27 protein-coding genes and 2 pseudogenes are annotated in these 24973 nt (G+C 36.8%); 26 read left to right on the top strand and 3 right to left on the bottom strand.

Features of this window, described 5'->3' with window-relative positions:
- The first annotated feature begins 14 nt into the window (after window positions 1-14).
- The 8 genes from AC21OH_RS05235 to AC21OH_RS05200 all read left to right on the top strand — a co-directional run bounded on the left by AC21OH_RS05235 (window position 15) and on the right by AC21OH_RS05200 (window position 8528).
- Window positions 15-1076, top strand: coding sequence for a hypothetical protein (locus tag AC21OH_RS05235; RefSeq protein ID WP_487371647.1), 1062 nt, complete (start codon window positions 15-17; stop codon window positions 1074-1076).
- 245 nt (window positions 1077-1321) lie between these two features.
- Window positions 1322-2407: a hypothetical protein gene (locus AC21OH_RS05230; RefSeq protein ID WP_491140256.1), complete on the top strand. Its 1086-nt coding sequence runs from the start codon at window positions 1322-1324 to the stop codon at window positions 2405-2407.
- A gap of 159 nt (window positions 2408-2566) precedes the next feature.
- On the top strand, window positions 2567-3628 hold the full coding sequence (locus AC21OH_RS05225; RefSeq protein WP_491140255.1) for a DUF6708 domain-containing protein: 1062 nt from the start codon (window positions 2567-2569) through the stop codon (window positions 3626-3628).
- 317 nt (window positions 3629-3945) lie between these two features.
- Window positions 3946-4593: a DUF2345 domain-containing protein gene (locus tag AC21OH_RS05220; RefSeq protein WP_491140253.1), complete on the top strand. Its 648-nt coding sequence runs from the start codon at window positions 3946-3948 to the stop codon at window positions 4591-4593.
- A gap of 455 nt (window positions 4594-5048) precedes the next feature.
- Entirely contained in the window at window positions 5049-5501 is a 453-nt protein-coding gene (locus tag AC21OH_RS05215; protein ID WP_487371564.1) for a T6SS effector amidase Tae4 family protein, read from the top strand.
- Between the two features lies 1 nt (window position 5502).
- Window positions 5503-6522 carry a hypothetical protein gene (locus tag AC21OH_RS05210; RefSeq protein ID WP_487371565.1) on the top strand — a complete coding sequence of 340 codons (1020 nt, stop codon included), beginning with the start codon at window positions 5503-5505 and terminating at the stop codon, window positions 6520-6522.
- A 241-nt stretch (window positions 6523-6763) separates the two neighbouring features.
- A complete protein-coding gene (locus AC21OH_RS05205) occupies window positions 6764-8152 on the top strand; it encodes an RHS repeat domain-containing protein (protein WP_487371566.1) in 1389 nt (462 codons plus the stop codon).
- A 1-nt stretch (window position 8153) separates the two neighbouring features.
- On the top strand, window positions 8154-8528 hold the full coding sequence (locus AC21OH_RS05200; protein WP_487371567.1) for a hypothetical protein: 375 nt from the start codon (window positions 8154-8156) through the stop codon (window positions 8526-8528).
- Window positions 8529-8588: 60 nt separating this feature from the next.
- Here AC21OH_RS05200 and AC21OH_RS05195 read toward each other — a convergent pair whose 3' ends face one another.
- Entirely contained in the window at window positions 8589-8717 is a 129-nt protein-coding gene (locus AC21OH_RS05195) for a hypothetical protein (protein ID WP_487371568.1), read from the bottom strand.
- Between the two features lie 129 nt (window positions 8718-8846).
- Here AC21OH_RS05195 and AC21OH_RS05190 point away from each other — a divergent pair, with 129 nt between their 5' ends.
- Together AC21OH_RS05190 and AC21OH_RS05185 are read left to right on the top strand one after the other, a co-directional pair.
- Window positions 8847-9503, top strand: a complete 657-nt coding sequence (locus AC21OH_RS05190; RefSeq protein ID WP_491140249.1) for an RHS repeat-associated core domain-containing protein — start codon at window positions 8847-8849, stop codon at window positions 9501-9503.
- 145 nt (window positions 9504-9648) lie between these two features.
- Window positions 9649-10191 (top strand): hypothetical protein, encoded by a 543-nt coding sequence (locus tag AC21OH_RS05185; protein WP_486547888.1) that lies wholly within the window; start codon window positions 9649-9651, stop codon window positions 10189-10191.
- 104 nt (window positions 10192-10295) lie between these two features.
- Here AC21OH_RS05185 and AC21OH_RS05180 read toward each other — a convergent pair.
- Window positions 10296-10604, bottom strand: a pseudogene (locus tag AC21OH_RS05180) (integrase core domain-containing protein); the annotation flags it as partial.
- 105 nt (window positions 10605-10709) lie between these two features.
- Here AC21OH_RS05180 and AC21OH_RS05175 point away from each other — a divergent pair.
- From AC21OH_RS05175 to AC21OH_RS05160, 4 genes are all read left to right on the top strand, one after another.
- Window positions 10710-11186, top strand: coding sequence for an RHS repeat domain-containing protein (locus AC21OH_RS05175; protein ID WP_487371570.1), 477 nt, complete (start codon window positions 10710-10712; stop codon window positions 11184-11186).
- Between the two features lie 18 nt (window positions 11187-11204).
- On the top strand, window positions 11205-11681 hold the full coding sequence (locus tag AC21OH_RS05170; protein WP_491140246.1) for a hypothetical protein: 477 nt from the start codon (window positions 11205-11207) through the stop codon (window positions 11679-11681).
- 15 nt (window positions 11682-11696) lie between these two features.
- Entirely contained in the window at window positions 11697-12437 is a 741-nt protein-coding gene (locus AC21OH_RS05165) for a tetratricopeptide repeat protein (protein ID WP_487371724.1), read from the top strand.
- 257 nt (window positions 12438-12694) lie between these two features.
- Window positions 12695-13219: an RHS repeat domain-containing protein gene (locus AC21OH_RS05160; protein WP_491140241.1), complete on the top strand. Its 525-nt coding sequence runs from the start codon at window positions 12695-12697 to the stop codon at window positions 13217-13219.
- Window positions 13220-13314: 95 nt separating this feature from the next.
- Here the strand turns inward: AC21OH_RS05160 and AC21OH_RS05155 are convergent.
- Window positions 13315-14390, bottom strand: a protein-coding gene (locus AC21OH_RS05155) for an IS3 family transposase (RefSeq protein ID WP_491139564.1) whose coding sequence is annotated in 2 segments (ribosomal slippage) — window positions 13315-14135 and window positions 14135-14390 — 1077 coding nt in all. Because the reading frame shifts where the segments join, the coding sequence is not laid out codon by codon here.
- Window positions 14391-14909: 519 nt separating this feature from the next.
- Between AC21OH_RS05155 and AC21OH_RS05150 the strand changes: the two genes are divergently transcribed.
- The 12 genes and pseudogenes from AC21OH_RS05150 to AC21OH_RS05095 all read left to right on the top strand — a co-directional run bounded on the left by AC21OH_RS05150 (window position 14910) and on the right by AC21OH_RS05095 (window position 24955).
- Window positions 14910-15146, top strand: a complete 237-nt coding sequence (locus tag AC21OH_RS05150; protein WP_487371711.1) for a hypothetical protein — start codon at window positions 14910-14912, stop codon at window positions 15144-15146.
- Window positions 15147-15721: 575 nt separating this feature from the next.
- On the top strand, window positions 15722-16807 hold the full coding sequence (locus AC21OH_RS05145; RefSeq protein ID WP_491140239.1) for a hypothetical protein: 1086 nt from the start codon (window positions 15722-15724) through the stop codon (window positions 16805-16807).
- 159 nt (window positions 16808-16966) lie between these two features.
- Entirely contained in the window at window positions 16967-18028 is a 1062-nt protein-coding gene (locus AC21OH_RS05140; protein WP_491140237.1) for a DUF6708 domain-containing protein, read from the top strand.
- Between the two features lie 120 nt (window positions 18029-18148).
- A complete protein-coding gene (locus AC21OH_RS05135) occupies window positions 18149-18457 on the top strand; it encodes a hypothetical protein (protein ID WP_487371681.1) in 309 nt (102 codons plus the stop codon).
- A 6-nt stretch (window positions 18458-18463) separates the two neighbouring features.
- Window positions 18464-19030 (top strand): DUF2345 domain-containing protein, encoded by a 567-nt coding sequence (locus AC21OH_RS05130; RefSeq protein ID WP_487371682.1) that lies wholly within the window; start codon window positions 18464-18466, stop codon window positions 19028-19030.
- A 630-nt stretch (window positions 19031-19660) separates the two neighbouring features.
- Entirely contained in the window at window positions 19661-20116 is a 456-nt protein-coding gene (locus tag AC21OH_RS05125; protein ID WP_487371683.1) for a hypothetical protein, read from the top strand.
- 35 nt (window positions 20117-20151) lie between these two features.
- Window positions 20152-20463 carry a hypothetical protein gene (locus AC21OH_RS05120; RefSeq protein WP_491140234.1) on the top strand — a complete coding sequence of 104 codons (312 nt, stop codon included), beginning with the start codon at window positions 20152-20154 and terminating at the stop codon, window positions 20461-20463.
- Window positions 20464-20696: 233 nt separating this feature from the next.
- A pseudogene (locus AC21OH_RS05115) lies at window positions 20697-21863 on the top strand (IS3 family transposase).
- Window positions 21864-21978: 115 nt separating this feature from the next.
- Complete coding sequence (locus AC21OH_RS05110) at window positions 21979-22938, top strand: hypothetical protein (protein ID WP_487371709.1); 960 nt, start codon at window positions 21979-21981, stop codon at window positions 22936-22938.
- A 134-nt stretch (window positions 22939-23072) separates the two neighbouring features.
- Complete coding sequence (locus AC21OH_RS05105) at window positions 23073-23843, top strand: hypothetical protein (RefSeq protein WP_491140232.1); 771 nt, start codon at window positions 23073-23075, stop codon at window positions 23841-23843.
- Window positions 23844-24481: 638 nt separating this feature from the next.
- Window positions 24482-24688 (top strand): RHS domain-containing protein, encoded by a 207-nt coding sequence (locus AC21OH_RS05100; protein ID WP_487371678.1) that lies wholly within the window; start codon window positions 24482-24484, stop codon window positions 24686-24688.
- Window positions 24689-24955, top strand: a complete 267-nt coding sequence (locus AC21OH_RS05095; RefSeq protein ID WP_487371677.1) for an RHS repeat-associated core domain-containing protein — start codon at window positions 24689-24691, stop codon at window positions 24953-24955.
- Window positions 24956-24973: the final 18 nt, after the last annotated feature.

Raw genomic sequence — 24973 nt, 5'->3', positions numbered from 1 at the left:
AAGACGCTATTATTATGCAATTACGTGATGACTTTGCCAAACATATCAGTGAATTAGATAATCCGATTGACCGTCCGTATACAACCGATATAGACAAAAAGCTATTTGCCAGGCAACAAGATATTGAGCATTTAAATAAAGAGATTCAAAATATCAACCCTGACTATCTAACCTTTTTCCCTGCTTACTTTTGGATATTTTATTTTGCTATTGGGTGGGTTTATTTTACAGCCTTTATGTTTGTCAGCTTCTTTGGAAGCGAGATTAGATTATTAGAAAGTAGCAATTCTGCTTTATTCTTATTTGATATTTTAATTATTATATTTAATTTTATTGTATTTGTAGGCCCATTACTTCTTCTTCTTTACCAATTTTTTAAAAAATATCCCTACCGCACCCAATACTACTTTTTAAAACAAGAGCAGAAGATAGCGTACTATTATCGTCCATTGATGAAGTTTCGAGAGCCTTATCAACTAAAAATAGTCGATTATAAAGACGTTATTCCAGACCTACATCAAGACAAAGGCAACAGAGCATACACCCCGCTTAATCTTTATGTAGCAGACACGGAAACAGGGGATATCACCCATCACATGAAACTTGAGGATTATAGAGTAAACCCAAGAGTGCAATGGGCATTTATCCGCACCTATATGGAAAGCGACGTCAAAGAGCTACCCATAGACCCAAAGTGTTGCCAAGCCTACCCTGAAGACACCGGCAAATCCCTATTTGCCTGTGCTGATATTATTTACCGTAAAACAGGTGTGCTGCCAAGTAACCATTCAGGCGGTGATCAAATCATCGTCTTTATAATAGGCTCGCTCATAGCACTGGGTAACCTATTCCAAGCCAATCACTATCAATGCACCAAACAAGCCATACTACATCCTGACGTTAAACAGATGCTCACATGGGATGGCAAAGACAACCCATACCCCATACAGCCGATAACCCCTGAAGCAAAGCTTGCCTTTGAAGGCAAGAACTGGGAGGTTAACGTCAGATGGGTATATATCATACTGATTAATGCCAGTTTATTTGCTTGGGCGGTGTATGCTTATAATAGCTAGTCAGACTCAATCAGCTACGCACGACAGTCACCAGTCGATAAGGATAATAATATGCAACTTCGAGATGACTTTGCCAAACATATCAGTGAATTAGATAATCCTATTGATCGACCGTATACAACCGATATAGACAAATGATTATTTGAAGTTAAAAAAAAGGCGTAGAACATTTGTACGAAGAAATAAAAAAATAAATCCTAACTATCTAGCTTTTTAGATGAATAAGAATAAAGAGCCATTAAAAGATGAAAGCTTTACCAGCCCAAAATACAACCAGTATCACTTTACTACCCCGTCCCTACAGTGAGGTAGAAGATGTGCCATCAGACCACCCAAATACGCTGTATGTAGCAAAAGACGTGCGCGGCATCACGCCTTATGCAATGACCTTTAATGATGTCGGTAGTAGTATGCTAAATGAAGGTGGTTTGGTAATAATTATTTGTTACTTAGTTCTTTTTATAATCATGATACCAGCACTTCTCATTGAACTTTTCTCTGGGGGTCTCGTGTATATATTATCTGGTATAGTTTTAATATTAATATTTTTTGGTATACCCTATGCAATGCTCCGCAAAGTCTCAAAGCTTACCGACAGCGACAAACCCATAGACGCCTTTGATAAAGTAGGCCAGCGCATCTTGCAATATAACGTCACTCAAGAAGACGGTAGCATAAAAGTCGACTACCATGGTATCAATGAACTGCCATATAAAGACATCCATGCCAGTGTCAAAAGCGTCAACATCGTCAGTGCAGGGGGTATGAGTCGAACCTACTTTTTACAACTTAACTGGCTAGATGACGATCGCAATATTATTAATCAACTGGTTTCATCATTTCCAGCCACCTCGGATGATTATGCCAGAGCACAGTGGCAGTTTATCCGAAACTACATGGAAAAGGACGCAAACAGCCTACCACCAATTACACCTTTTGATCCGCCAAAAACAACTAAAGAGCACAAGCTCTATCTATATACCGACAGCATCTTACCAAGTTATGGTGTCACTCAAAACTTTAGAGTATGGCCGTGGTACATTCCATTATTAATACTACAAGCCTATATCAAACTCGGAGGTGGCTGGATACAGTCTAAAGGACGCAACATACTAGACGAACCCCAGTACAAGCATCTACGCTACCCACCAGATGCGCCAAATCCCTATATAGACCCAAACATAAATCCATACCGTATTAAAGTGATTAATAACCAAAGCAAATGGTTTATATGGCGTTGGCGAATTATATGGATATTACATACCTTACTAATACTCAGTATTATTGGGTTTTTTTACGCATTATTTTTAGGCTATCTTGATGATTACTAAAGAGGGTCAGACCATAAGTGTTTTAACGACTTAAGACATTGCAAGCATTATTCGATTTAATTAATAAAATTAGAGCAGTAGTCAAGTATGCGCTCAACTTAAGTATGTATCCGCACTATCAGCTACGAACTAGCATCACAAGTCGATAAGGATAATCATATGCAATTGCGTAATGACTTTGCTAAGCATATTAGTGAGTTAAAGAATCCTATTGATAGACCTTATACAGCCGATATAGACAAAAGCTTATTTGATAGTATTGAGGATGTCGAACATCTAAACAAAGAAATAAAGAATATCAATCCTGACTATCTAACCTTTTTACCTGCCTACTTTTGGGTGTTTTATTTTGCTATTGGATGGGTTTATTTTTCTTTATTTTGGTTAGGAAACTTTTTTTTACAAGATATTGGAGAAGTTGTATTTATTAATGACACTTTTAGTGTTTTTGATTCAATACTTACTGTGTTATGGCTGATTGTCTTTGCAACACCTTTATTTCTACTCATTTATCAACTTTTCAAAAAAAATCCCTACCGAACCCAATATTACTTTTTAAAAAAAGAGCAAAAAATAGCCTACTACTATCGTCCCTTTTGGAAAATTAGACAACCGTATGAGCTTAAAATAGTCGATTATAAAGACGTTCATCCAGACTTGCATCAGGACCCATACAACCAAGCATATACACCGCTCAACCTATATGTCGCAGATCCTAAAACAGGCGACATTACTCATCACATGAAGCTAGAGGATTATAGAGTAGACCCAAGGGTACAATGGGCCTTTATCCGTACCTATATGGAAAGCGATGCCAAAGAGTTACCGATAGACCCAAAGTTATTCCAAGCTTATCCCGAAGACACCAGCAAATCACTATTTGCCTGTGCTGACATCATTTACCGTAAAAACGGCATCCTACCTAGCAACCATTCAGGCGGCGATCAAATTATTGTCTTTATAATAGGCTCGCTCATAGCATTAGGTAACTTATTACAAGCAAATGGCTATCAATGTACCAAACAAGCCATATTACATCCTGACGTTAAACAGATGCTCACATGGGATGGTAAGGATAATCCATATCCGATACAGCCGATAACGCCTGAGGCAAAACTTGCCTTTGAAGGTAAAAACTGGGAAGTTAATGTCAGATGGGTATTAATCATTCTAATTAACGTAAGCTTATTTGCATGGGCAGTGTATGCTTATAATAGCTAGTCAGACTCAATCAGCTACGCACGAGGACAAGGCATTAGCATTGAGACTAAAGCGGCCGGAAATAGCCAAGGCGCAAGTGGCGTCCACTTAACAAGCTATAGCGCAGACATAACGCCAACTTGCGTTATCACAGCCAATGCAAACTACAAACCGTTGACCAGCAGCAACTGACTTAAAGTCAACTCACCGAGCATCATCAGCCTGTCGGAGTCGCCCAAGACTCTAAAGACTCAGTAGAGAGCACTCCCTATGCAAGTATTAGTCAAGACACCAACATCCAAGCAATAGTGTTAGGACAATTGGAAAAGTCGCACCTCATGATCGACTCACAGCGACAACTAGCACTGCTCATTGGACAACACAGTCAACATACCAGCACCAAAAGCAGCCACAGTCACGCCATTGATAACACTTATTACCACAGTCAAACTCAGCTCAATCAGCTAGCCGCTGGCAATATACATCTATATAGTAATAAAGCTCAGACCCACACTGCTGCGCATGGCGATGTGACAATACAAGCGCATACGGACGAGATGCGCCTTGATAGTGAACAGATACTGCGCATCCATAGCCGAGATGAGATAAAGTTTATCGCCCCTGATACGCTAAGCCTAAAAGCGGCGGGTAGTGGTATTGAGATGAGTGGCGGTAATGTGACTTTAATTACGCCTAAACAAGCAGGGTATAAGGCGAGTAAGGTTGATTGGGGCAGTGGGGGTGGGGGTGGATCTCCTACTGTGCATTTGCCGACGGCTAAACTGCTCGATAACTTAGATTATTATTTACGTTATGTCGTTAAAGACCAAGATGGAGTGCCTTTAGCGAGAACTAAATGTTTACTGTTTAAACCCGATGGTTCTACAGAGCTGCATACGACAGATCATGAAGGTAAGTTAAAGATATTGGTTGATGATCAATCTTTAGAATATGAGCTACATGTGATAGTTAATGATGAGATATAGGCACATAAATTATGACTAAGTATTTTGCTTTAAAAGTTAAGGTCCCTAGAAATATAGACTCCAGACAATATAAATTTGATATGGATATTTGTTATTACTTACCTAACGTAATGGCGAATTATATGGAGGAAAGCTATGAAGTGAATCAAATGTTTTTTCATGAAGGAACATACCTTAGAACTAGGGAGTTTAGGCTTCCTTCTCATATCACTCAAGTCAATATCTATATTAAGTTAAATAATGATATTATTAAAACATATAAGCTAAGTACGTTTTCTTCAAGAGGGAATTATAGATACCGAGAGTTACCAACAACTCTAGCAGTGACAAAGCCTTCAATTAATAATACAAAGTAAGTTAGGGTTAACATACAAAGGAAAACTCTAGAGCCGCGTCGACCATCTTGGAGAAGTGTCTATCAAGGTTATCCTTTAAATAGTAGTGGTAATGATGATTTGTCAGCAAAACAGGTTTTTACCTCCTTAAGAGGGCCAAATTACGATGATGAAAAGCTCAATAATGCTTGCGCCACTCGAGTGTCGTTAGGTTTATTAAATGGAGGAATGTGGATACCTAAAGACTTCCTAATCAACCAACGTAATCATAAATTCTATAATAAGGGGTTTATAGCTAGCGCAAAGGGATTAAAAAATTATTTATCTAGAAATGATTTATGGGGAAAAGCAGATGTTATTATTGATAAACCTCAAGACCTTGCAAGTGTAGCAAGACTTATTAACAGCCTTAATGGGCAAATTATGAATAGAGTGTATATCATAGTAGATGCTTTTCCTAATACTACAATATCTGGTCATGCTACATTATGGATTCGGAAAAATGCCGATGTTGTTGGTGGCCATATTTATATTCGTGGTCATGGTGAAATACACTTTTGGGAGTTACAATAACATGTCAATGTTCAAAATATTCTTTTATACATCTTGTTTACTGGCTGTAATTGGTTGTAATCCCATTCAGATTTCTTCATCTGATCTTTCGTCAGATAATAATAAAGACAATGTTGAACGAAAACTTTCTATAAATGAACGTAGACATTCATCTAGTGAAAATAACAACAAAATATATCCATCAAGATTATATAAAGTTGATGAATCTGAAAATGATTATTTTATAACAGCTATACAGAATAAGTTTTTGCAAGATATGACAGCATTTAGCCAGCTTAAGAGATTGGGAATTAAGCATTGTATTAGTGAAGATGATTATATGACCACATCTATGGAATATTACAATGAAATGTATCCTTTGGCTAGATTAACTAATAGAGATAAAGTAAAAGACAAGCTGGCTAATTTTGAAATATCTCAAAATATTAAAAAACATGATGAAGAAACTTGTCGTCAAACCTATAGAGACGGTTACTCATATGATTTTTATCGAAATTTTATGAAAGATAAAAATTTGTACTCTGTTGAACATGGGTATGACCCTATTCAAGATCGTCTTGATTATTTAAACCTTGGTATTGTTGAGATAAGGAAATTTATTGATTTTGATTTGTATTTATCAGAGACGCTTGAAGAAGATGAAAAAGTCCTAAAAGATTATCAGGATTTAGGAGTTGCTTATTGTATATCTATTGATGACAACTATGAAATACTCCGAAAATCTATGATAGCAAATTATGTAGCATTGCCCACTCTGATAAAAGACACTAAATTAAGGGATAGTTTTAATAGTGTTATTATTGAATCAAATACCAAATTAAATATTGAAGCAGATTGCTATCGTTTATTTACTAGTACTAATTCTAAAGATCAGTATATAAAATTAGTTAATAATTACGAAAGCTATTACTTATATGACGATAGATTACCTGATGGTATTACAAATATAAAGCAGAATAAGTTGGATTATTTAAATCTTGGTGAAATCGATAGTAAGCGTTTTATTTATGATATTGAGTAAATATTTAAGGTTTAAAAGTATTGTATGGCCTTACGTTCAGTAATTGAGATTTTAAGAAATAGGTTGCTTTAATCAACTGTACATTTAATTAAATCGCCAACTGGTAAGCTTTGCAACTACCTACCGATACTACCCTATGCCTCGACCTTTGTCTTAAACCAGTTGCAATAACAAAGTATTCATAGAAAGTCAATATCAGTATGACCCGTTAGGACAGCTTACAGACATCCAAGGTCATACCTTGCTCACAGGTATGAATGACACATCCGATCAGTATACACGTAGTCATCAGTATCAATATGACGCACTAGGCCGTCTTACCGATCACATACTAGGGAGCCAAAACAGCAGTATCGTAGAACAGTTTGCCTTTGACGCCACAGGTAACCGAGTGTCTGCTAAAGACACTGCTACATCTGCCAATCAAAACAATCCTACTCAATTCAGCATTAAAGGTAGACCTACCGAACTGATTAGCGATGGTAAACTCATACGCTACCGTTATGATGAACATGGAAGAGTCGTACATAAAACTATTACTACAAATCCATACCAATCAGTCAATAACTTAGTTCAGTATAAAAAAGATCTAAGCTTTAGCTATAATCCTAACAACGAGTTGATTAAAACAGAGCTTACACATCATAAAGGTAGCGATACTACTACAACTATTACGCATTACTATTATGATGCCTTTGGACGGCGCATTCACAAACAAAGTATCATCAACCAAAAAGATAGTATTCAAATAAAATCTACTCATGTGCTCTGGGATGGTGACAAAGCGATCCTAGAATATACTGATGATCAAGTATTCACTACCATATACGATCAAAACAGCTTTGCACCTGTTGCTAGAGCAGTGTGGTTAGAAGATGATGATAATCAAAGCATACAGGTGTACTACTATCATAATGATCAGCTTGGTACTCCCAACGAGTTAACCAACGAAATTGGTGATGTGGTATGGTTAGCTGACTATGAAGCGTGGGGTGAGATTTATAAAGAAAAGTATATCACTCAATATATTGGCGAATTAAAGATTGCTTCAAATCAACTTCAGCCGATACGTTTCCAAGGGCAGTGCTTTGATAGTGAAACTGGGCTACATTATAACCGTTTCCGTTATTATGATCCTGACATGGGGATGTTTGTTTCAAGAGATCCTATTGAATTAAAAGGAGGCTTAAATGTCTTCGCTTATGCACCTAATACTACGGGGTGGGTGGATCCGTTGGGGTTAAGTGGAACAAGTGTGCTAAGCAAAGCATTAAGGGGCGGATCAGGATTATTATGGGAAGCTGTTAAGCCGAAAGCTGCTGGCGCCTGTTCAGATGGTTCTTGTAATCAAGATTTTATAAAAATGGCTAATAAAGATAGAAGTATTAGTCGTGTAACAGATATAGAGGACTCATGTACTGGTGAATATAATAATAATGACTGCAAACAAAGACTTTCAGATTGGCAGATTAGTGAAAAAGGTTTAGATGCTCATGATATTAAGCATGGAATATTAGGTAAAACTGCTCAAGTTAGCTTATATGAGCTTTGTAAATGTAAAGATAATTCTATTGTAATAAGGCACAAAGGTTGTAAAGGTCCAATAATTCCGACTTGGGAGTACTATTGAAATGAGTGTAAAAGTTGATTTTGTTTTGACATACATTAGTGAGGAAAAAAATGCAGTTCAAAGATATTTAGAGACTAAACTACCGCTAGATTGTTATTTAAAAGATGAGGGTGATAAAAAATTAGTCGTACTCCACGAAACGTCAATAAATAATTTAAGCCAATGGATGGAACAAGTAATTCAAACTATTAAAGATATAGATATACAAATCTTAAGTGATCATTATTTAGGAAGTATCATGCATATATATATTTCAGTTGACAATAGCAAAGCAAGATATATTTTAGATTTTAAAGGAGAACATTTAATGATGCTGTGGAAGTTAGCTACAGTAATTGATATTGACTATGGTATAGGTTTTAAGCACGAATTGTAGACTTAAAGATAGAATAGGGGCTTTAGTAGAAAAGTATTAAGTTAGATTATTAGAATGAAGTCAACTAACAACGAAATCATTAAAAGCTTGACTTGAGGATATTAAGGCAACAATATCAAACAAACCTGCACCCGCTATGATTATGATGCCTTTGGACGGCGCATTCACAAACAAAGTAACATCAACCATAAAGATAGTATTCTAAGTAACGCTACTTATATACTCTGGGATGGTGACAAAGCTATCCAAGAATATTCTTATACCCATGTATTCACTACCATATACGATCAATACAGCTTTGCACCTGTTGCTATAGCAGTGTGGTTAAAAGATGATGATAATCAAAGCATACAGGTGTACTACTATCATAATGATCAGCTTGGTACTCCCAACGAGTTAACCAACGAAAATGGTGAGGTTGTATGGTTAGCTGACTATGAGGCGTGGGGTGAGATTTATAAAGAGAAGTATATTACGCAAAATATAGGCGAATTAGAGATCGATTCAATTTCGCTACAGCCGATACGTTTCCAAGGACAGAGCTTTGATAGTGAAACAGGGCTGCACTACAATCGTTATCGTTATTATGATAATGATATGGGAATGTTTGTCTCAAGAGATCCAATTGGGCTAAAGGGTGGTAATAATGTATTTGCTTATGCACCTAATCCAACAGGGTGGGTTGATCCGTTGGGGTTGACGGCTGGGGCTATAGGTTGTGCTGCAGGGCCTGTAGGTTGTGGTATCGGAATAGGTGGCAGCCTCCTGGCAGCATTCATATTGGGTGGAGGAGCGACTGTATCTGGAGATACTCCTAAACAAAAAACTGCAACTGATACTCCTTGTACAAGCTGTCAACCTTGTCCCCCTTGTAAACCGTATCCAAAAGGGACTATTGGTTATCAAGGACCTGAGACTCATCAAAGAGGTATCGATGCTGGTAAGGCCCACTATCACATTTTCGTTGTAAATTAAAATACTAGAACCTGTCAATGTTTTTGGAATTATGGTAAAAAAAGTGAGTGGGGGCATCAGTACTTTGGTTTTATTAAGTCAACATGGATAAATTTAAATAGTAGTCCTAAAAGACCACCAAACTATCCACATTAAGGTATAAATAATGTATTTATCAACTAGAGTTTGTGCACAGCCAAATATTAATCATAATAATTTTTCATTATCGTATGATGATGAAATATGGCAGTCTACGAGTAAAGTTAATAAGGTTGAGCAATTATACTTTGACCAATATGGTCTTCTATTGGCTGATGAATATGTAGAACATTTTCAGCCTAAAAATGCTTTGTCTCTAAATTACTTTGAATATAATTTTTATCCCTGTATTTTGAAAGTCAGAGATTACGAGGACTGGATTCAGGCGTGCCACTTTTATCCTGATCAAGCAGTTTATGAAGAAGCTAACTTAGTTTCGATAGGATATGATGTCATGGATCTTGGATTTATCAGCATAGTTTCGCATGGTATATCTGCACAATATAGAGGTGATTTAGATTCATTAAATAAATTTAATTTGTTGAAAAGTCCTGTAATAGCTGACTGTTATTTAAATTTAAATATAAATCAAATACCAGAACACCCGTGGAAAATAGTTGAAGTATTCATTAATAGTGGAACTTATGAGACGTTTAATCATTGGTTATAAGAACAAAAAATGACTGAACGGCCCCGACTATATCGGAGAGTGGATTACTTGAGTCAGGCAGCTCTGTCTGACTCACTAAGACTTTCATAACATCGTCTCTCAAACTAAAAAGGCGACACATAACCAATTATACTATGCAAACGTGTTTTGTTAAACCAATCGACCCATTCAAGATTTACTAATTTAACATCACTCACACCTTGCCATTGTTGCTTTAAATAATCAATCACCTCAATTTTATAAAGCCCCTTAACCGTTTCAGATAATGCATTATCGTATGAATCACCTGTCGCACCAACAGATGCAATGATGCCAGAATCAGCCATCTTATCAGTATAGCGAATGGCTAAATACTGAACACCACTATCACTATGATGAATCACATCTTTAGGATGGTTTTTATCGGCTATCGCTCAAGAGTATAGCGACACTCATGTATTCCCACTGTCTATGACCAAGCAAGCTTTGCTCCAGTAGCAAGGTTAGTTTGGCTACAAGAACATCCCATCAATGATCAAGTGAACCAGCAGGACAAAGAGTGGTTAACTAAGTTTGAACAGTGGGAGAAAGAAAGACGCATAGATCCCCGCGAGCACCCTTACTATGCAAAAGACTATAGCAAAAAAGATAAACTAGCTGATATCTTAAACCTGCACGTTTATTACTATCATAATGACCAGCTTGGCACGCCTAATGAGTTAACCAATGAAAATGGTGAGGTGGTTTGGTTGGCTGACTATGAGTCGTGGGGTGAGATTTATAAAGAAAAGTATATTACGCAAAATATAGGCGAATTAGAGATCGCTTCAAATCAATTACAGCCGATACGTTTCCAAGGACAGAGCTTTGATAGTGAAACAGGGCTACATTACAATCGTTATCGCTATTATGATAATGATATGGGAATGTTTATCTCAAGAGATCCAATTGGGCTAAAGGGTGGTAATAATGTATTTGCTTATGCACCTAATCCAACAGGGTGGGTTGATCCGTAGGGGTTGAGTGAATGGGGAATGTTAGAAGATTACGGGAATTCAGAAGGTATGCAGTGGGCTATACATGATGCTAAAAACTATACTCCTTCTTCAAGTAGTGCTAGGCCAAATCGTGCCAATACTACTCATATGACTAATATTAGTGCAACTGGAAGAGCATTAGGAGGGTTCGAGTTTAGTGTTGGATGGGGTAAAAGTTATGATGATAAAAACATACCTACTCAGTGTTATACTATAAGTCCTTGTATCACAGCAGGTTCAGAAGCTAGAGTTAGTGGAGGGATTAATAAAAGTAATACGGATAGTGCATCTCCAAATGGACTTAGTTATTCAAATCAAAAATGTTTAGAGGCATCAGCTACTTATGGTGTAGGTGCTAATGCCAGCTTATGTGCAGGTGATGATGGTAGTCTAACGAGTGGAGGTGGTATTACATTAGGCGGTGGTACAGGTGTTTCTGGGAAACTATGTAGACCCCTAGTATGGTGTGAATAATATAAGGAGTTTTATGTGAAAAATCATCTATTATTATCAATATTTTTGTTATGTTCATGTACTTATAATCAAGGTACAAATGTTAAACTTACTTTAGAAAAAGAATGTGAAAATTCTACAGGAAAGGATAGTACTCAATGCAAAATTGCTTACGAGGATGGATTATCCTTAGATGAAAAACAGCAGTTATTAGGAATGTACTACTTAATGAATTCTAGTAGGGTCGAAGAAGATTGTAAAAAATCTAAATATTGGTTTAGTCAATCTGCTTCTAGAAATAATCCTGAAGCCTTTGATGGTCTAGGTACTTTATATTATTCAGGTTGTGGTGTTGATAAAGATTTTAAAAAAGCTGAAGAGTATTTCTTATTAGCTTATGATAATAATAGTAGACAAGCTGCAGCAAATTTAGGAAATGTATATGTACTGGGGGGATACGGAATTGAACAAAATTTAGAAAAAGCATTGAAATGGTTTGAATTAGCTATAGAAAAATCACCTTTGAGGGCTTATAAAGGCTTATCTCAAGTTTACTATTACTTTGAAGACTTTAAAACTTCATATGATTATGCATTGAAGTCGGCACAAATGAACGATGCAGAAGCTCAACACAATCTTGGATATATGTATGAATCAGGACTAGGTGTAAATAAAGACTTAGATAAAGCAAAATATTGGTATGAAAAATCTGCAGCTCAGGGTTTTGCATTGGCTTCTAACAAACTAGAAGATTTATCAACTGATAGTACTGACTAAATCTTTAAATTACAAGATGGTTTTCAAACCCTCACTCATAGGCTCGTCAAGCACTACTATTACAGTACAACGCCAATAACGAAATCATCAGAATCCTGACGCGAGAATACCAAAGCAACAATGTCAACTAAACCCCCTCCCGCTATAACTATGAGGTCTCTGGACGGCATATAGCCAAACAAATTGACATCAGACAACTGACTAAAGACTGCTACACCTTAAAAGCAATAATCAAACCCACTTATCAGTTCACTCACATGCTATGGCATAGTTATAGACTCATTCAAGAGTATAGCGACAACAATGTATTTACCATCGTCTATGACCAAAATAGCTTTGCACCTGTTGCTAGAGCAGTGTGGTTAAAAGATGATGATAATCAAAGCATACAGGTGTACTACTATCATAATGATCAACTTGGTACGCCCAACGAGTTAACCAATGAAAATGGTGAGGTGGTATGGCTTGCTGACTATGAGGCGTGGGGTAAGATTTATAAAGAGAAGTATATTACGCAAAATATAGGCGAATTAAAGATTGCTTCAAATCAACTACAGCCGATACGTTTCCAAGGACAGAGTTTTGATAGTGAAACAGGGCTACACTACAATCGTTTCCGCTATTATGATCCTGATTTGGGCATGTTTATCTCAAGAGACCCGATTGGGCTGATGGGTGGCGATAATGTATTTGCTTATGCGCCAAATCCAACGGGTTGGATTGATCCCCTGGGTTTAAAGGGAGTCCGGCTTACGAAAGAGGAGGCAATGAATCAAGCATGAGGAATTAACGGAGATGGACCTCTTTGTAATTTTCTTCATATTGGATGTAGCGATTGTAAATACCCCATCTTTAACACAACATCATCGTAGAATCGTTAAGCCACCTGTCTGTACTGGGCAGGTGTCATATCATCAAGTGAATCATGGGGTCTTTGGGTGTTATAAACCTCAATCCAATCTTCAGTCAGTTGATTGACCTCGTTTAAATTGTTGAAAAGGTAACAATCTAAAACCTCATTGCGATAACTGCGATTAAACCGTTCAATATAAGCATTCTGATAAGGACAACCAGGTTCGATATAGTCAATGTAAATACCGTGAGCCGATGCCCAATCAGTGAATACGTGTGAGGTAAACTCACTACCATTATCCACACGAATTTGCTTAGGGTAACCATGCCACTCGGCTAGCTGATCAAGGTAGCGAATCACTCGAAGTGAGGGGATGCTGGTACCAATATCAATGCCTAATACTTCACGGTTATAATCATCAATCACATTAAAGGTTCGAAAGCGAATATTGTTATGTAGCTTATTGCTCATAAAGTCCATAGACCAAGTATGCCCAAATGCACTTGGCACACTTAGCGGCTGAGGATTGCGTGCTGGCAGTCGCCTTTTAGTCTTACGGCGTAGGTTTAAGTTTAACGCTTTGTAAACACGATGTACGCGCTTGTGATTCCATGAATAGCCAAGTGCTCGCATACGCTTAAAGCACTTTGGAAAACCCCAGCGATTATGCTTGTCAGTAAGCTCATTTAAGACATCAATAATCTCACTGTCATCAGATAGTTTAGGCTTGTAGTAATAAGCAGTTCGACTCATGCAGACCACCTGACAGCTAACCACAATACTAACACCATACTGCGCCTGCAGTTCTTGTGCCCAGACTTTACGTTCAAGGACAGGCGCTATAGCTTTTTTATGATTTCTTCCTGCATTTGTGATTTGAGGCTTAAATCAGCATACATCTGTTTAAGCCTACGGTTTTCTTCTTCTAGTTCTTTTAGTCGCTTGACGTCAGAGGCTTCCATACCTCCGTATTTAGACTTCCACTTGTAGTAGGTTGAACTAGCAATACCGTATTTACGGCACAGCTCTTTGGCAGGTATTCCAGCTTCTGCTTCTTTTAAAATTGATACTATTTGGGTTTCAGTCATTCGTTTGCTCATGTTAAAACTCCTTATGGGTATTTTATAAGAAATTCTACGTTTGAGCTGTGTTATTTTAGGGGATAGTTACACGATAAGCACCTTGTTTGTACAAGTGCTACGTATAAACGTGAAGATGGGAGTGAGTATACAACAGATTTCAAACCTACTGGAGTAGACGCAATACCCACAAATGTTTACTGGCCACCAACACCGTCCTACGTAGAAAAATATGGTGCAATATGTCATGGTTCAAGAGCTAGAACATTCACAGAAGAAATTATCAGATATCCATCTAATAAACCAAACCTTCCACCACCTAAAGAACCTTCAAGTAAACCCGAATCATCTATAGACCATAGTGAGTTACAACGTAGAATGTCATCAGGATTAGGAGACTGGATTGGAATACACGGATACGGAGGTATACCGTAAAATCATATTAAAATCAATTAATGTTTTTAACTACTTAATGTAAATATCTTCAGATGAAGTTTACCATTTTTATAAAATTATAATCATATCGAAGAGGAGGTCTTAATGAAGTTTAGATTTACTATCGTAACCTTTATTTTTGCAGGATTAGGATTTTTTCAAGGATACTATATTGCTAATCTTAATTATCAGGATGTAATTGATGATATATATAGGGTTATTGAGGAAAATTATATTAAAAATAAAAGTAAGGTAGACGAGTTCATAAATAGTGGCAATAAAGATTTAGCTAGAAATTATATAAGCGATCTAAAGGAAGAGTATGAAGAATTATATGATTAATTTTAAATGTTAAGGAAAGAGAAATGATTTTAAGAAAATTTTTTCGTATTATTTTTTTAATATCAATATACATATCATTTATATATATTGGTAGGTTTTCTTTTTATTATAGTGATAAATATATTGATCCTTCTTATATTTATTATATCGAGTCGTTAGAGGATTTCGAAGAGTTGACAAAGTATATAGAAGATAAATAAGCTACTCTGACTAATATAAGAAAAACTTCATTAGAAATATATAGTTTATAACAAGTCAAGAAAATATCAAAAGTACATAAATCTCTCAATAGATTTTATTCTAAATTATTCAAGTGACTGTATACGTATAGTATAGCTGAAAACGCATCTACGACGTCAGCTATCATAACCTGACTCAGAAATTTAATCAGTAACGGACAGCGTATCCGCTATAGCTATGACAGCCACAGGCGGATGATATATGAGACCAAAGAGTCAGTAAATAATTCTGATAAACTTAAACACATAGCCCTACATCTACAATACAATGCCAACAATAAATCAATCCTGACTATCTAGCATTTTAGATAAATAGGAATAATGAGCCATTAAAAGATGAAAGCTTTACCTCCCCAAAACACTACCAGTATCACTTTATTACCTCGTCCCTATAGTGAGGTAGAAGATGTGCCTACAGACCATCCTAATATGCTATATGTAGCAAAAGACGTGCGCGGCATCACGCCTTATGCAATGACCTTTAATGATGTCGGTAGTAGTATGCTAAATGAAGGTGGTTTGGTAATAATTATTTGTTACTTAGTTCTTTTTATAATCATGATACCAGCACTTCTCATTGAACTTTTCTCTGGGGGTCTCGTGTATATATTATCTGGTATAGTTTTAATATTAATATTTTTTGGTATACCCTATGCAATGCTCCGCAAAGTCTCAAAGCTTACCGACAGCGACAAACCCATAGACGCCTTTGATAAAGTAGGCCAGCGCATCTTGCAATATAACGTCACTCAAGAAGACGGTAGCATAAAAGTCGACTACCATGGTATCAATGAACTGCCATATAAAGACATCCATGCCAGTGTCAAAAGCGTCAACATCGTCAGTGCAGGGGGTATGAGTCGAACCTACTTTTTACAACTTAACTGGCTAGATGACGATCGCAATATTATTAATCAACTGGTTTCATCATTTCCAGCCACCTCGGATGATTATGCCAGAGCACAGTGGCAGTTTATCCGAAACTACATGGAAAAGGACGCAAACAGCCTACCACCAATTACACCTTTTGATCCGCCAAAAACAACTAAAGAGCACAAGCTCTATCTATATACCGACAGCATCTTACCAAGTTATGGTGTCACTCAAAACTTTAGAGTATGGCCGTGGTACATTCCATTATTAATACTACAAGCCTATATCAAACTCGGAGGTGGCTGGATACAGTCTAAAGGACGCAACATACTAGACGAACCCCAGTACAAGCATCTACGCTACCCACCAGATGCGCCAAATCCCTATATAGACCCAAACATAAATCCATACCGTATTAAAGTGATTAATAACCAAAGCAAATGGTTTATATGGCGTTGGCGAATTATATGGATATTACATACCTTACTAATACTCAGTATTATTGGGTTTTTTTACGCATTATTTTTAGGCTATCTTGATGATTACTAAAGAGGGTCAGACCATAAGTGTTTTAACGACTTAAGACATTGCAAGCATTATTCGATTTAATTAATAAAATTAGAGCAGTAGTCAAGTATGCGCTCAACTTAAGTATGTATCCGCACTATCAGCTACGAACTAGCATCACAAGTCGATAAGGATAATCATATGCAATTGCGTAATGACTTTGCTAAGCATATTAGTGAGTTAAAGAATCCTATTGATAGACCTTATACAGCCGATATAGACAAAAGCTTATTTGATAGTATTGAGGATGTCGAACATCTAAACAAAGAAATAAAGAATATCAATCCTGACTATCTAACCTTTTTACCTGCCTACTTTTGGGTGTTTTATTTTGCTATTGGATGGGTTTATTTTTCTTTATTTTGGTTAGGAAACTTTTTTTTACAAGATATTGGAGAAGTTGTATTTATTAATGACACTTTTAGTGTTTTTGATTCAATACTTACTGTGTTATGGCTGATTGTCTTTGCAACACCTTTATTTCTACTCATTTATCAACTTTTCAAAAAAAATCCATACCGTACTCAATATTACTTTTTAAAAAAAGAGCAAAAAATAGCCTACTACTATCGTCCCTTTTGGAAAATTAGACAACCGTATGAGCTTAAAATAGTCGATTATAAAGACGTTCATCCAGACTTGCATCAGGACCCATACAACCAAGCATATACACCGCTCAACCTATATGTCGCAGATCCTAAAACAGGCGACATTACTCATCACATGAAGCTAGAGGATTATAGAGTAGACCCAAGGGTACAATGGGCCTTTATCCGTACCTATATGGAAAGCGATGCCAAAGAGTTACCGATAGACCCAAAGTTATTCCAAGCTTATCCCGAAGACACCAGCAAATCACTATTTGCCTGTGCTGACATCATTTACCGTAAAAACGGCATTCTACCTAGCAACCATTCAGGCGGTGATCAAATCATCGTCTTTATCATAGGCTCACTCATAGCACTAGGTAACTTATTACAAGCAAATGGCTATCAATGTACCAAACAAGCCATATTACATCCTAAAGTAATACAGATGCTCACATGGGATGGTAAAGATAATCCATATCCAATACAGCCGATAACCCCTGAGGCAAAACTTGCCTTTGAAGGCAGGAACTGGGAAGTTAACGTCAGGTGGGTATTAATCATACTGATTAATGCCAGTTTATTTGCTTGGGCAGTGTATGCTTATAATAACTAGTCAGACTTAATTAGCTACGCTCGAAGACAAGGCATCAGCCTTGAGACTAAAGCGGCCGGCAATATCCAAGGCACAAATGGCGTCCACATCACAAGCTATAGCGCAGACATTCACGCCCACATGAGTCATCACAGCCAAAGCAAATTACAAACCGTTGACCAGCAGCAACTGGCTTATATTCAACTTGCTGTGCATCATCAGCCTGTCGGAGTCGCCCAAGACTCTAAAGACTCAGTAGAGAGCACTCCCTATGCAAGTATCAGCCAAGACACCAACACCCAAGCACTAGAGTCAGGACAATGGGCACAGCCGCATATCCTAATAGACTCACAACACAACCTAGCATTATTAACAGGTCAACACAGCCAGCAGACCAGCACCCAGAGCAACCATAGCCACGCCACAGACAACACCCATCATCACAGTTAAACCCAGATGAACCAGCAAGTGGCTGGCGACATTCACTACTACGCTAATAAAGCCCAAACCCATACCGCAGCTCATGGTGATGTCACCATTCAAGCGCACCAGAACGAGATGCGTCTAAACAGCGAGCAAGTACTGCGCATTCATAGCCGTGACAATATAGAGATCATCGCCCCAGATACGCTAACCCTAAAATCAGCGGGAAGTGGTATTGAGATGAGTGGCGGTAATGTGACTTTAATTACGCCTACACAAGCAGGGTATAAGGCGAGTAAGGTGGATTGGGGTAGTGGAGGTGGGTCTCTTGCTGTGCATCTACCGACAGCTAAACTGCTCGATAACTTAGATTATTACTTACGTTATGTCGTTAAAGACCAAGACGGAGTGCCTTTAGCAAGAACTAAGTGTTTATTGTTTAAACCCTATGGTTCTACAGAGCTGCATACGACAGATCATGAAGGTAAGTTAAAGGTATTGGTTGATGATCAATCTTTAGAATATGAGCTACATGTAATAGTTAATGATTTTGAAGATGAAGTCATTTTTCAAGATAAAAAGTCACTTCATAATAGATGAAGTCAATGATGGCAACTCAATATACAGGATTAAAGCTAACTATACCTAGTACGGAAGATATACATAAGTATATATATGATCTTGAAATTAAATAAGAAGATGGTTTAAGAAACTATCAAAGACCAACTGGTCCTAAAGTAGACAATATAATAAATCAAACATTTAACAATCAAGGAAAATCAAAGAGCATCAACTGGCTAACGGTACCTTATCAAAAATCACTTATTATATTAAAGACCAGGAAGGCAATCTAATTAAAAAAAAACTGCAAAGCCTTATGAAAAAAGGGGTCTATATAGCACTTATCCTTAAAAAACAACTACAGCGGCAACTCGAAAAGACCCTAATAATATAAAGGAAGTTTATGTTGATAATACAGAAGTTGCATGGTATCTGGTTAAGAAAAGAGAGTCTATAAAAATTTTTTTAAGTAGAATCTATAGATATACTCCTACTTCTAGGCAAGAAAATATATTTAGAGCAAATAACCCACATTTAGTAGGCAATCCTATTCTCGAGCTACAACCCGGTGACGTTGTCGTATTATCTAATACTTCTACTGAAAATTGAGAGTTGAAAAGAGTTAAAAGTGAAGCAAGGTCAGCTAAAAATAAAATTGAATAATTAAAAATGGATTCGAGTTTTGATCCCGTTATTTTTGCTAACAATCTAGATGTGTTAAACAGTATTTATAATTCATCTGAATTTGTAGCTGCTACAAACGAACCTTTTAAAGCTGATTTTAATGGTACGACTGTAGCTACTACACTTTATCAAGGTAATATTCATTTTAATGAAGCAGTAAATAAAAGAGTGACTAGTAATTATAAAAGTTTAGTTGAAGCAATGGAGCTTGAAAAAGCAAATAAAAGCAAGCTTGCAAATCCTAAACATTTTAGTCAATTCAGAATAAAATATTCAGATTTGATTAGAGACTTTGATAATGCATGGTCTATGAGTTTTTTTAAAGAAGAGACTGGAGTTAGGACAACTAAACTCAGAAACATAATTAAAATAGATGTATATGCTAGATCTACGACAACCAATAAAGTAAATCGGGTTTATTCGAAAACTATAAAAGCTTAGGTAATGTTACCAAGTATACAAAATTTGGTGGCAATTTGCTTGTTGCAGTAAGTGTGGCTGACGCAGGTATTAATATTAAGCAGGCTTATGATACAGGAGATAGGTCTTATGGTCATAAAACAGCGATAAAAGAAACCTTTAAAGTTGGTGGTAGTATAACTGGGGGAACTCTAGGTGCAGCAGCTGGAACTGCATTTGTAGTTCTACTACTCGGAGTGGGAACCGGAGGGGTTGGACTAGCAGTTGTTGGTGTATCTGCAGCTATAGGAGGAGGGGCTACTGGATATGCAGGTACCTTATTGGGTCAAGAGTTTGGTGAATTTTTAGGTGTCATCATAATCGATTAAGGAACTATATGGATTATATTATATTAATGTCAATTGGCAGTATATTATTTGTTTTTAGCTTTATAAGTTGGTTTGGGTTTTTAATTATTATTTACTTTTATATTAAAAGAAATAGAGAATCTCTTTCACTGCATTTTTTTGGGTATCCTGATAACTATAATAAAGGTATGAGCTATGCTGAAGAAACCGTAGAGATAAACTTGGTAAACTAGTGACTCAATGAGGAGTTTACCATGACCAAGAAAATCAGAACTTATAGCGCAGAATTCAAAGCCGAAGCCGTCAAGAAGATAGCACAGAACAACGGAAATATTACAGCGACCGCAAAGCAGCTTGGCATCGCCATGCAAACGCTATCGAACTGGCATCACAAAGCCAATCAAGGCAAACTTGAAGGGACAGAGCAGTACGATCCACAGCTTATGGCTGTGATAGAAGAGAACAAGCGCCTTAAACGACAGCTTAAAGTTGCTGAAGAGGAACGAGAGATCCTAAAAAAGGCCACCGCGTACTTTGCGAAAAACAATTAGTGAAGTACGCCTTTATAAAGACGAATAGACAGATTTTTAGTATCGTCTCTATGTGCCGGGTATTAAAGGTTAAGTGTTCTAGCTACTATGACTGGATAAATCGCGATATCAGTGAGCAGCAGATACATCGTAACCGCTCTGAGCTACTGGTTAGAGCCGCTCATAGTGAAAGTAAAGAACGTTATGGTGCTGAGCGACTGCAGGCAAAGCTGACAGAGCAAGGGTTTGATATTAGCCTATAACATGGTTCGACGTATCAAAGAAGAACATAACATCAAATGCCGTCGCCACAAACGCTTTAAAGTCACCACCGACTCACACCATAACAAGTTAGTTTATCCAAACGTGCTGGATCAAAAGTTTGAAGCCAGTCGACCTAATCAATCTTGGGTCAGTGATATGACTTATATCTGGACAAACGAGGGCTGGCTGTACTTGGCTGGTGTTAAAGACTTGTATACCAAAGAGCTTGTCGGCTATGCCATCAATAAACGTATGACTGCGGATCTTGTATGCCGTGCACTCAATATGGCCATTAAGAACAAACGACCCAGCAAAGGGCTAATCGTTCACTCTGATAGAGGTAGCCAGTACTGCAGCCATGCGTATCACAAGATCATCAAGCAGCAGCATTTTATAGGCTCTATGAGTGGCAAAGGTAATTGCTATGACAACGCTCCGATAGAAAGCTTCTGGGGTACATTAAAGAATGAACTGGTATATCACCAAGACTATAAAACAAGATTTGCAGCGATCAGCGATATCATTGGCTATATTGAGCTGTACTACAACCAAACGAGGATTCAAAAGAGTTTAGGCTATAAATCGCCAAGACAGGTGTGGTCTGATTATTGTCGTCAGGCTGCGTAACTAAAATCTCCCAAGTTTAATTGTACGGATTTGACAGCAGGGGTCAGTTCTTGAAAAGCCTTATAGTGGCAAAATAGATAATAAGTTATTAGCGCAGAGTGAAGACATAGAGCACTTGAATAAACAAATTCATAATATCAATCCAGACTATATGAGCTTTCTACCCAGCTATTTTTGGTATTGGTACTTTGGAATAGGGTGGGTTTATTTTTCCACATTTATGTTTTTAACAACTTTTATTGGAGATATATTTTATAGAGATATGTTTGAAAGTGGCATATCCTTAGGAGGTATATTTTACTTCAGAGTGTTTTTTTTAATAGCCCTATTTATAGTTTCATGCACGCCACTGATTCTACTCCTTTATCAATTTTTTAAAAAACACCCCTACCGTACCCAATACTATTTTTTAAAGAAACAACAAAAAGTTGCTTATTATTTCCGACCTGCATTACAGTTTTTTAAACCCTATGAGCTCAAAATAGTCGATTATAAAGATCTCATTCCTGAAGTTCATACCATAAAACACAACACGGCTTATAAACCGTTAAACTTATATGTCGCAGACCCAAACACAGGCGATATCACCCATCATATAAAACCACATGATACACATGTTGATGCTAGAGTACATTGGGCTTTTATCCGTACCTATATGGAAAGCGATGCCAAAGAGTTACCCATAGACCCAAAGTTATGCCAAGCTTATCCCGAAGACACTAGCAAATCACTGTTTGCCTGTGCTGACATTATTTACCGTAAAAACGGCATTTTACCTAGTAACCACTCAGGCGGTGATCAAATCATCGTCTTTATAATAGGCTCGCTCATAGCATTAGGTAACTTATTACAAGCAAATGGCTATCAATGTACCAAACAAGCCATATCACATCCTGACGTTAAACAGATGCTCACATGGGATGGTAAGGATAATCCATATCCGATACAGCCGATAACGCCTGAGGCAAAACTTGCCTTTGAAGGCAGAAACTGGGAAGTTAACGTCAGATGGGCATTAATCATTCTAATTAACGTAAGCTTATTTGCATGGGCAGTGTATGCTTATAATAGCTAGTCAGACTCAATCAGCTACGAACTAGCGTCACAAGTCGATAAGGATAAGGTAATGATTGAAGAAAAACATAGCGAGTTAGCCAAGCATACTCAAAAAGCTAAAAATCATTTCAATGCTATAGGCCTATAGATGTCATGATCAAAACAATTATTCCAAAAGACCTTAATACTAACAATAGTTATATTTTGAGAGGCCTTCATTCAGGTGTCATACTATGTCTACTAGCTAATGGATTCATGTTACTTCCATCCTTTATGAGCTATTATTATAAATCTATAAATATTGTATTATTTATATCAGCCATATTAATTTTGCTAATACCTAAACAGTATAAAATCCAAACATTGAAACGGTACTTCTACCTTAGTTTATTAGGTGCGCTATACGGAAGTTTAAGTTTATTTATATGTTTTTTTTCTTATTTTATGAATGTTGAAATTTATAACTCTAAAATTGTATTAATAGGTTTCATAATATCATTAGTCATGATGATGATTGAATATATTTTGATTATTAAAACTAAACACTACATACAATATTATGATTATATTTTATCTAACATCATAACAAATAATAAAATTTATTTATTTGATTTTGTTAATTGGACTGAAATGGTGAGAAAAGCTAAGATTAAAACTAATCCAAGTTCATTTTATATGCGAATTCTTGGAATTTTACTGATACCTATTATTATATTCGGTATATTTGGTAAAGGATCAGTTGGTGTAAGTTTAGTATTAGCTAAAAAATACAATAGTACGGTAGGTGATAGTTTTTTGTTGTACCTAATTGGTCTAGGTGTATTCGTCATTTATCTTTTTGCTAATAAAGTACTTGTTCACTATGCATTTTTAGCATACTCAGCTTATAAAGTCGAAAAAAACTTACTTTCTGACTCTTATTGAGCTCACAAACTATCTATTAAAGAAATATTATGATAATAGCTAAGATTATCGAACAATCGTAATGACAACGGTAAGAGAGAATTGAAATATACTTTTTTAACAGAATGGAACTTTGAACTTTATACAGACTTGCTTATAGGTGAGTCCATGTATCCTACTTGTAAGCGCCTCATTCTAAAACCTTAGTTATCTTACTTTATAGTGCTAATCGCTTCTATGAGCGAGAACGCTTTAATCCCAAAGGTAACCGAGTTTCAGCTAAAGACACTGCTACATCTGCCAATCAAAACAATTCTACTCAATTCAGTACTAAAGTTAGACCTACCGAACTGATTAGCAATGGTAAACTCGTACGCTACCGTTATGATGAACATGGCAGAGTCGTACATAAAATAATCACAGCCGATAACACTCAATTAGCGAATCAGCAATCAAACAAAAGTCTGGTTCAGTTTAGAAAAGAACTAAACTTTAGCTACAACCCTAATAACGAGCTGATTAAAACAGAGCTTACACATCATAAAGGTAGCGATACCACTATAACTACAACGCATTACTATTACGATGCCTTTGGACGACGTATACATAAACAAAGTAACATCAACCAAAAAAATAGTATTCAAATTAAATCTACTCATGTGCTCTGGGATGGTGACAAAGCGATCCAAGAATATACTGATGATCAAGTATTCACTACCATATATGATCAAAACAGCTTTGCACCTATTGCTAGAGCAGTGTGGTTAAAAGATGATGATAATCAAAGCATACAGGTGTACTACTATCATAACGATCAACTTGGTACGCCTAATGAGCTGACCAATCAAGACGGTGAAGTGGTTTAGTTGGCTGACTATGAGGCGTGGGGTGAGACTTATAAAGAAAAGTATATCACGCAAAATATTGGCGAATTAAATATCGCTTCAAATCAACTACAGCCAATACGCTTCCAAGGACATAGCTTTGATAGTGAAACAGGACTACATTACAATCGTTTCCGCTATTATGACCCTAATTTGGGAATGTTTATCTCAAGAGACCCTATTGGACTTGAGGGTGGGGATAATGTGTTTGCTTATGCGCCGAATCCTACTGGGTGGATTGATCCGTAGGGGTTGAGTGAATGGGGA

The organism is Psychrobacter sp. CX10 (assembly GCF_057621575.2).
The sequence above is the reverse complement of the archived record's forward strand: the minus strand, read 5'-3'. Positions and strand labels throughout refer to the sequence as shown.